The sequence below is a fragment of the Streptomyces sp. NPDC055078 genome, assembly GCF_053607985.1.
This window is the reverse complement of record NZ_JBSGUP010000336.1, coordinates 1-8775: the sequence shown is the minus strand read 5'-3', so window position 1 is coordinate 8775 and position 8775 is coordinate 1. Positions and strand designations below refer to the sequence as shown.

Genomic DNA, 8775 nt, shown 5'->3' with positions numbered 1-8775 from the left:
CCTGTGTGAGAAATTGTGAGAAACGATCTCTTCCGAGATCTCTCACATGGCTGCTGACCAGCAGATATATGTGGTCGCGTAGAACAGTAGGCAGATTCTACTGTCGGTCCGCGCAGGTCGGCGCCCCGGTCCCGGTCCCGGCCCCGGTCCCGGCTGCGGTCCTGTTCCTGTTCCTGTTCCTGGTCCTGTTCCCGGTACCGCCTTGATACGAGGAGGTGCCGGGAACGGCGGCCGGTGGGGCGCCACGGGTGCGGGAGTCGTTTCTTCTACAGCGTCGGCGGTTCATACGGCTCTTCTACGGCGTCGGCGGTTCGTACGGCAGCAGCTCGGGCCGCTTCGCCGACAGACCGTCCCCCGAGGACCGCCCGGTCAGCCTGCGGCCGATCCACGGCCCCAGGTGCCGGCGCGCGAACCGCAGGTCGGCGGCCCGCCGAGCGGCCCAGCGCACCGGGTCCGGGGAGGGGAGCGGGGTCCGCCAGTCGGCCGCGCCGTCGAGCCCCAGCGACTGCCAGACGGCCTCGGCCACCCGCCGGTGCCCCTCCTCGGTCAGATGCAGCCGGTCCGCGTCCCACAGCCGCTGATCACCGAGCGCTCCGGAGCCGTAGAGATCGACCACCAGGGCCCCGTGCCGGGCCGCCAGCACATCGATATGGGCGTACAGCTCCTCCATCCGGGGGCGGAACCGTTCCAGCACCGGGCCCGTGCGCCCGGGGCTGCGCATCAGCACCAGCTGTCCGCACGACGGCGCCAGCTTTCCCACGGCCTCCTCCAGCAGCCCGCGCACCCGGCCCATGTCGCATCGTGGCCGGAGTGTGTCGTTGAGGCCGCCGACCAGTGTCACCAGGTCCGCGCGCATCGAGGCGGCCACGCCCACCTGCTCATCGGCGATCTGGCCGATCAGCTTGCCGCGCACCGCGAGATTCGCGTACCGGAAGCCGGGAGTCCGCCCGGCGAGCCGGGCCGCGAGCAGATCGGCCCAGCCCCGGTACGAACCGTCGGGCATCAGGTCGGACATGCCTTCGGTGAAGGAATCGCCTACCGCGACAAAGCTGGTGTAGTCGGTACTCGTCTCCATGGCAGAAAAACCCTACCCGACAGTAGGATTCAGTCGTACGGAATTACGGCGGAGTGCGGGTCAAGGCACGCGCCACCGGACGGCTCTCAGGTGATCACGCTGCTGACCATGGCTGTGTGGTACATCATCCAGCCGATGCACAGATGCGGGTTTCCGCCGTAGCTCGTCAGCCGGGCGAAGCCGCTCGCCGGGAGGTACCGGTACCCCGGCGGCGGATCGGGCCGGCCGCGCTGGGTGTAGCAGTGGGAGACCGCTCCGGGGGACGGTGTCAGCGCCGCGGGTTCTTGGGGGTTGTACGGGCTGTCGAGGTCGATGACCTCGCGCACCAGGCCCGAGGGCTTCATCGCGGTGATGAACCTCCGCAGGGCCAGGATGCCCGAGCCGAAGGAGGTGACACCGACATCGGTGAGATCCTGCGGCGGGAGCGGCGGGACCGGCGGCAGTGACGAGGAGGGCTCGGGGATCAGCGCGGTCCGGACGGCCGCGAGGACATGGCTGAGCGTCGCCACCGGATCGGCGGTGAACATGTTCTGGGCGCCGCCGGGGGCCAGCGCGACCATGGTGGTGAAGGGAACCAGGAGGGGGACGCGCCGTGCCGCCGCCAACTGGCCGCCCTGGAGGGCGACGTACCGCTGCAAGCTGCCGGACCAGCCCCCGCCGAAGGACGGGTAGTCGAGGTCCAGGGCGTGGACGACGGGCGGGTGCGGGGCCCGCCGGGCCTGCACGACGGCGGGATGGAAGAAGACCTGCGCCTTCGAGAAGTCGGTGGTGCCGAACGGCACGGCGGCGCCGATCCAGTACGTCGCATCGCCCTTGGTCACCTTGAGCAGCAGCTCATGGATCGTCGTGGTGAGCGGGAACTCCTCCAGGAGACCGCCCGCCGGCACCGGCTTGATCACGGGATGGGTGACGGGGTGGGCCCGTGTCAGGGCGACCGGGTTGGACTGGGACACCGTGATGGCCATGGTCCTCGCCTCGGTCACTCGGTGACGACGCAGGCAGCGGGGGCGCCCGCCCCCATGACTCCAGGAGACATCCGCGCCCCGGCCCCGGCAACCGGTGCGACCGGACTGCCGGGGCGGTGGCGTCCGGTCGCCGTCCCGGTCGTACGACACGCCCCTGAGGGGCCGGCCAGCCCCTAGTCGCGCCTGCCGACCAGCTCCCGCAGGACGTCCTCCATCGTCACCAGCCCCTCCGGCGTACCGTCCTCGTCCAGTACGGCCGCCAGATGGGTGCGGCTGCGCCGCATCGCGGTCAGCACATCGTCCAGTGGTGTCGCCCCGCGCACCCGGGCGATCGGGCGCATCGCCGTGACCGGGAAGGGCACATCGCGCGGAACCGCGTCGAGCGCGTCCTTCACATGGAGATAGCCGAGAATGCTGCGGCCCGCGTCGACCACGGGGAAGCGGGAGTACCCGGACTCGGCCGACAGCAGCTCCAACTGCTCCGGAGTGGTCCCGGCCCGTGCGTACACGACCTGCTCCACCGGCATCACCACGTCCCGCACCGGGCGGCGGCCCAGCTCCAGGGCGTCGCGCAGCCGTTCGGCCGAGCGGTCGTCCAGCAGTCCGGCCTCGCCCGCGTCCCGCACCATACGGGCCAGTTCGTCGTCCGAGTAGGTGGCGGCGACCTCGTCCTTGGTGTCGACCCGCAGCAGTTTCAGCAGGGCGTTGGCGAAGGCGTTGATCGTGAAGATCACCGGGCGCAGCGCCCGCGCCAGCGCCACCAGCGGCGGGCCGAGCAGCAGCGCGCTGCGCGTGGGCTCGGCCAGCGCGATGTTCTTCGGCACCATCTCGCCGAGCAGCATGTGCAGATAGGTCGCCAGGGACAGGGCGATCACGAACGAGATCGGATGGACCGCGCCGTGCGGAACCCCCATCGCGTCGAACGCCGGCTCCAGCAGATGCGCGATCGCCGGCTCCGCGACGATACCCAGGATCAGGGTGCACAGGGTGATCCCGAGCTGAGCCGCCGCCAGCAGCGCCGACACATGCTCAAGCCCCCACAGGACGCTGCGGGCCCGGCGGTTCCCCGCCTCGGCCTCCGGTTCGATCTGGCTGCGGCGTACGGAGATCAGAGCGAACTCCGCGCCCACGAAGAAGGCGTTGACCACCAGGGTCAGAAAACCGATGAGCAACTGGATCGCGATCATCGCCGTACCTCCCCGGGGGCACCGGAGCCCTTGCCGGACCTGGCAGCCGGGCCGGCGGCGGGTCCGGAACCAGAAACGGGCCCGGAGCCCGAGCCGGACCCCGTATCAGCGGAGCCCGGGCCGGGTCCGGAGACCGCGTCGGACCGGGACCCCCGAACCCCGCGTTCCGGATCCGCGCCGGACGGGGACGACGGCCCGGAGGAGCGCTTGGACGACTGCCCGGACGACGGCTTGGACGACGGCTTGGACGACGGCCCGGACCCGCGCCGGTGGCCCGCAGCGCCCGAGGTCGCCCCACCGTGCTCCGGCGATTCGTCGTCCGACGGCAGGGGCGCGTGCATCAGCACGCGTGCCGCGCGCCGCCCGGCGGCGTCGACCACATCGAGCCGCCAGCCCTGGAGGTCGACCCGGTCGCCCTCGGCGGGGATGCGCCCCAATTCGGTGGCGAGCAGCCCGGCGAGCGTCTCGTACGGACCCTCGGGCACCTTAAGGCCGACCCGTTCGAGCTGGTCGGTACGGGCCGCGCCGTCGGCCGACCACAGCGAGCGGCCGTCCGCGTCCTCACCGGCCGGCGCCAGGTCGGGCGTCTCATGCGGATCGTGCTCGTCCCGCACCTCGCCGACGACCTCCTCGACGATGTCCTCCATGGTCACCACGCCGGCCGTGCCGCCGTACTCGTCGATGACGACGGCCATCGTGGACCTGCCGCCCAGCCGGTCCATCAGCCGGTCCACGGTGAGGGTCTCCGGCACCAGCAGCGGCTCGCGCAGCACCTCGGAAACGCTCTGGCGGCGACGGAGGTCGGCCGGGACGGCCAGGACGTCCTTGATGTGCGCGATACCGACCACGGTGTCCAGATTTCCGCGGTAGACGGGGAAGCGGGAGAGCCCGGTGGCCCGGGTGGCGTTGGCGACGTCCTCGGCCGTGGCCTGCACTTCGAGCGCCGTGACCTGGACGCGCGGGGTCATCACGTTCTCGGCGGTCAGCTCGGCCAGGCTCAGGGTGCGGACGAACAGTTCGGCGGTGTCCGCCTCCAGCGCGCCTTCCTTCGCCGAGTGCCGGGCGAGCGCGACCAGTTCCTGCGGGCTGCGGGCCGAGGCCAGCTCTTCGGTCGGCTCCATGCCGAGCCGGCGCAGAATGCGGTTGGCGGTGTTGTTCAGATGGCTGATGAGCGGCTTGAACGCCGCGGTGAACAGCCGCTGCGCCGGGGCCACGACCTTCGCCACGGCGAGCGGGGAGGAGATGGCCCAGTTCTTGGGGACCAGCTCACCGACGACCATCAGGACGACGGTGGAGAACGCGGTGCCGAGGACCAGGGCGATCGATGAGGCGGCGGAGGGGGACAGGCCGAGATCCTCGACGGGACCGCGGATCAGCTTGGCGATCGAGGGCTCGGAGAGCATGCCGACCACCAGATTGGTGACGGTGATGCCGAGCTGCGCGCCGGAGAGCTGGAAGGTGAGGCCGCGTACGGCCTTGAGGGCGCTCGCCGCACCCCGGTCGCCGCGCTCGACAGCGCGCTCCAGATCGCCGCGCTCGACGGTGGTGAGAGAGAACTCCGCCGCGACGAAGACACCGCAGGCGAGCGAGAGCAGCACTGCCACGATCAGGAGGAGCACTTCGGTCATCGGGTCACCTCCGTCCCATGATCGGGCAGGGGCGGGGGGAACGCTCGATGTCTGCTACTGGGAGGCTCGTCCATGGACGGACGCTCACACCTTTCGTACGGAGAGTGATGATCCCCCCATCGTAAAGGACCGGCAAAGTCCGTCGACAGGGAGGATCGGACAAGAGTAACCAGCTCTGTCCGGCACTCAAGCCTCTCGGAGGTCAATCCTGAGTGCGCGCCGCCGCACCGTACGGCTTCACCCAGCGTCGCCAGTGGTCCTGGCGGCGGTAGCCGGCCGAGGCCCAGGCCCGCTGCGCCCGCTCGTTGGCCTCCAGCACCATCGCGTCGCCGCGTCGCCCGCCGACGGCCCGGAACCGCAGCTCCGCGGCGTCCAGCAGCGCCCGCCCGATGCCCCGGCGGCGGTACGCGGGCAGCACCGCGAGCCGGTAGAGCGAGCAGCGCCACCCGTCGTATCCGGCGATCACCGAACCGACCAGCCGGTCATCGGCCTCGGCGAGAATCAGGGCACCGGGGTCGCGGTCGATCAGCCGGGTGACGCCGTCGATGTCGTCGGTGATGCTCGTGCCCTCGGCCGCCTCCTTCCAGAAGGCGAGTACGGTCCCCGCCTCGCCGGGCCTCGCGGTGCGTATCAGCGGCGTCGGCGGCGTGAGAGGTGTCCGCGCTTCCGGCGGTACGCGGGGCGTCTCCGGTGTCTGTGGGTTCGGCGGTCCCTGCGGTCTCTGCGGGTCGGTCACAGGCGCTCACTCGTCCGCGAACGGGCGGCGGGCCACCCCCAGCGCACAGAAGGACGTCGGGGTCCGCAACCCTCGCTCGGGCACCCGCAGCCGCCGGTACGTCCCGAGCTGGAATCCGGCGGACTGGATCTCCCCGACGATGTCCCGCCCGGTGTGACAGCCGCCGAACAGCAGCGGCCACACCGTACGGTCCAGGGCTCGCTGGGTCCGGGCCATCCCGGCCGAATCGGCCCGGCCGTGCTCGAAGAACCGCAGCTCACCGCCCGGCCGCAGCACCCGCTTGACCTCGGCGAGGGACCGTGGCAGATCCCGTACGGAACAGAGCACCAGGCTCACCACGGCCGCGTCGAACGCCTCGCTCTTCACCGGCAGCGCCTCGGCCGCCCCCGGCACCACATCCACCGGGACTTCGGCCCGGCGGGCCCGCTGCACCGCCAGCGCGCGGAGGGTTCGCTCCGGTTCGATCGCGACGACCTCGGAGACGGCAGAGGGGTAGTGCGAGAAATTCAGTCCGTTGCCCGCGCCGATCTCGATGACCCGGCCGGAGAGTCCCGTGAGCAGCTCCTCCCTGAGGGCGGCGATACCCGCGCTCCGGTCGGCGGCGACGCTGAACCTCGCGTAGAAACGGGCGAACACCGGGTGATGGACCGCCTCCCGGGGCACTGTGCTGCGGCGCGGTGGCATCGCGGCCTCCTCCGGACGGCGGGTGCGCTCTCTCCCTATCCTTCCCCCGGGGCGACGAAGCAGAACTCGTTCCCTTCAGCGCACGGCGGCGGTGAACGCCTCGGAGTCCCAGGAACCGCCGAGCGGCGGGGCGAGCCAGTTCGCGGCCCGCGCCCGGAAGCCGGCCGCCGCCAGCCGCCCCGCGCCCTCAGGGACGGCACCGAGCAGCGGTGCGCCCGCGGCCGACGGCAGATCCACCAGATTGCACCGCGCGGCCAGATCCGGCGCCCCCGGCCAGCTTCCGATCACCACCCCGAGCTGCTCCAGGCCGCGCGCCCGCAGGGCCTCGCCGGTCAGGGCCACGGAGTTCAGCGTGCCGAGCCCGGCGGGCGCGACGACCAGTACCGGCGCGGCCAGCAGCCGTGCGGCGTCGGCGAGGGTGTCGCCGCCGTCGTCGAACCGTACGAGCAGTCCGCCCGCACCCTCGACGAGCACCAGGTCGTACTCGGTCGCGAGTTTCCCGGCGGCCTCGGCCACCTCCCAGGCCCGGACCCCTGGCACCCCGGCGAGCCGGGCGGCGGTGGCGGGGGCCAGCGGCTCCGGGAACCGGGCCAGCTCCGCCCCGTACACCCGGCCGCCGAGCCGGGTCACCTCGGCCAGGTCCCCCGGTTCGTCGCGTCCGACGCCGGTCTGCGCGGGCTTCACGACGGCGACCCGCCGCCCCCGCGCCAGGGCGATGGCGGCCATCGCGGCGGTGACGACGGTCTTCCCGATCTCGGTCCCCGTCCCGGAGACGACGATGACGGACATGGTGATGTGCTGCCTTTCTGCCGTCCTTCGGCCGTCTTTCTGCTGTGCCTTCTGCCGTTGTCGTGCCTTCTGCTGTGCTTTCTGTCGTGCCTCGGGAGACGCCGGGGCCGATGCCGAAAGCCCCGCGCAGGGCCCATCGAGGCTCTGCGCCGCGCCGGGAGGCACAGGGAACCCGTCGGGCCCGCCCGCTCAGCCGGCCGACACCGCCGCGCACACCCCCTCGCACACCCGCGCCAGATCGTCGTCGTCCGTCACATAGGGCGGCATCACATAGACCAGATCCCGGAACGGCCGCAGCCAGACGCCCGCCCGCACCGCGGCCTCCGTCGCCGCCGCCAGGTCCACCTCGTGGTCCAGCTGTACGACGCCGATCCCGCCCAGCACCCGTACGTCCGTCACCCCGGGCAGTTCCGCGGCGGCGGCCAGCCCGTCCCGCAGCCCCGACTCCAGGTGCTTGATCCGCTGCGGCCAGTCCTGCGCGAGGAGCAGTTCGATCGAGGCGTTCGCCACCGAGGCGGCCAGCGGGTTGGCCATGAACGTCGGGCCGTGGGCCAGCACCGGGACCTCTCCCCGGGAGATGCCGTCCGCGACCTCGGCAGTGCACAGCGTCGCCGCCATGGAGAGATAGCCGCCCGTCATCGCCTTGCCCAGGCACATCACATCCGGTGAGACATCCGCCTGCCCGGCCGCGAACAGCGTGCCCGTACGCCCGAATCCCGTCGCGATCTCGTCGAAGACCAGCAGCACCCCGGAGGCGTCGCACGCATCCCGCAGCACGCGCAGATACGCGGGGGAGTGGAACCGCATACCCCCGGCGCCCTGCACCACCGGTTCCACGATTACCGCGGCGACCTCATCGGCGTGCCGGGCGATCAGATCGCGCAGCCGGTCCGCGTACCGCTCGTCGAACTCCTCGGGAGGCGCGTCGGCGAAGATCTGGCGCGGCAGGGCGCCCGACCACAGTTGGTGCATACCGCCGTCCGGGTCGCAGATCGACATCGGCTGCCAGGTGTCGCCGTGGTAGCCGCCGCGCCAGGTGAGCAGCCGCCGTTTGGCGGGGCGCCCGGTCGAGCGCCAGTACTGGAGGCACATCTTGACCGCGACCTCGACCGCGACCGACCCGGAGTCGCTGAGGAACACATGCCGCAGCGGCTCGGGGGTGATGTCGACGAGCCGGGTGGCCAGCCGGACGGCGGGTTCATGGGTCAGCCCGCCGAACATCACATGGCTCATCCGCTCCAACTGGCCGCGCGCGGCCTCGTTGAGGACGGGGTGGTTGTAGCCGTGGATCGCCGACCACCACGACGACATGCCGTCGATCAGCTCGCGCCTGCCGTGGACGGCCTCGGCCAGCCGCAGCCGTACGCCCGAGGCCGACTCGACGACCAGTGGATCGACCCGCCCCGGCATCGGACCGTACGGATGCCAGACATGCGCCCGGTCGAGGGCGACAAGACCGGCCGGGGACAGCGGCTCAGGCATTGGGCGCGAGATCGGTCCCCGCGCCGCGGCGCCGTACGGTCACCAGGCCCGGCCGGGCCCCGGGCACCCCGGCGGCGGGCGGCTGACCGGCGGGTGCTCCAGCAGCGGGCGGCTGACCGGCGGGCACCTCGGCGGCAGGCGGCCGGTCGCACGACGCCTCCGACCGGTCGCATGCCGCCGGCGCCGGCGCCGACCCGTCCGCCCCGTCCGCGCGGGCCGGGGCACAGCC

At 72.2% G+C, this 8775-nt stretch carries 8 protein-coding genes and 1 pseudogene; all 9 read right to left on the bottom strand.

The features are described from left to right. Positions 1-295: 295 nt before the first annotated feature. On the bottom strand, positions 296-1075 hold the full coding sequence (locus ACWF94_RS25025; RefSeq protein ID WP_453492609.1) for an SGNH/GDSL hydrolase family protein: 780 nt from the start codon (positions 1073-1075) through the stop codon (positions 296-298). 86 nt (positions 1076-1161) lie between these two features. Next, on the bottom strand, positions 1162-2040 hold the full coding sequence (locus ACWF94_RS25020) for a hypothetical protein (RefSeq protein WP_453492607.1): 879 nt from the start codon (positions 2038-2040) through the stop codon (positions 1162-1164). Positions 2041-2213: 173 nt separating this feature from the next. Then, positions 2214-3227, bottom strand: a complete 1014-nt coding sequence (locus tag ACWF94_RS25015; protein WP_453492604.1) for a hemolysin family protein — start codon at positions 3225-3227, stop codon at positions 2214-2216. After that, on the bottom strand, positions 3224-4855 hold the full coding sequence (locus ACWF94_RS25010) for a hemolysin family protein (RefSeq protein ID WP_453492601.1): 1632 nt from the start codon (positions 4853-4855) through the stop codon (positions 3224-3226). Before ACWF94_RS25010 ends, ACWF94_RS25015 begins: the two co-directional genes overlap by 4 nt. Before the next feature lie 202 nt (positions 4856-5057). Continuing rightward, positions 5058-5489 carry a GNAT family N-acetyltransferase gene (locus ACWF94_RS25005; RefSeq protein WP_453492612.1) on the bottom strand — a complete coding sequence of 144 codons (432 nt, stop codon included), beginning with the start codon at positions 5487-5489 and terminating at the stop codon, positions 5058-5060. Between the two features lie 108 nt (positions 5490-5597). Next, positions 5598-6275 carry a class I SAM-dependent methyltransferase gene (locus ACWF94_RS25000; protein ID WP_453492598.1) on the bottom strand — a complete coding sequence of 226 codons (678 nt, stop codon included), beginning with the start codon at positions 6273-6275 and terminating at the stop codon, positions 5598-5600. Between the two features lie 75 nt (positions 6276-6350). After that, positions 6351-7064, bottom strand: a complete 714-nt coding sequence (gene bioD, locus ACWF94_RS24995) for a dethiobiotin synthase (protein ID WP_453492595.1) — start codon at positions 7062-7064, stop codon at positions 6351-6353. A gap of 189 nt (positions 7065-7253) precedes the next feature. Further along, positions 7254-8546, bottom strand: a complete 1293-nt coding sequence (locus ACWF94_RS24990; RefSeq protein ID WP_453492592.1) for an adenosylmethionine--8-amino-7-oxononanoate transaminase — start codon at positions 8544-8546, stop codon at positions 7254-7256. Continuing rightward, a pseudogene (locus ACWF94_RS24985) lies at positions 8539-8775 on the bottom strand (biotin synthase BioB); the annotation flags it as partial. The gene ACWF94_RS24990 and the pseudogene ACWF94_RS24985, both read right to left, overlap by 8 nt.